Genomic DNA, 284 nt, shown 5'->3' on the forward strand with positions numbered 1-284 from the left:
TCATGATCAACCTATACACATCAGGTTCTGCTATGATGCGGGCTTTTTGAGTTCTCCCTAGGCTATCAGAGATGGGGTAACGTTTTGTTACCCCCTTGCAATGATCGTTTATTGCCTTATTAGAGTTTTCGTACCCCAAAGCTACAGCTATATCTTTTGCAACAAACATTATGGATCCGTCTTTATCTACCACGGTGCGGATCTTATTAGATTCAAATTCAAAGGGTATTATGTTAAGCATGGTCGTTTTCCCTTTCCTTGATTTCTTTTTGAAGATAGGGCAC

At 40.1% G+C, this 284-nt stretch carries 1 protein-coding gene; it reads right to left on the minus strand.

What is annotated here, in order from left to right; genetic code table 11:
* A partial coding sequence (locus H0G72_RS06075; protein WP_259345185.1) for a BRO-N domain-containing protein occupies window positions 1–241 on the minus strand: 241 nt, incomplete at its 3' end.
* Window positions 242–284 lie beyond the last annotated feature (43 nt).

Source organism: Candidatus Liberibacter sp. (assembly GCF_014048425.1).
Lineage (GTDB): Bacteria > Pseudomonadota > Alphaproteobacteria > Rhizobiales > Rhizobiaceae > Liberibacter.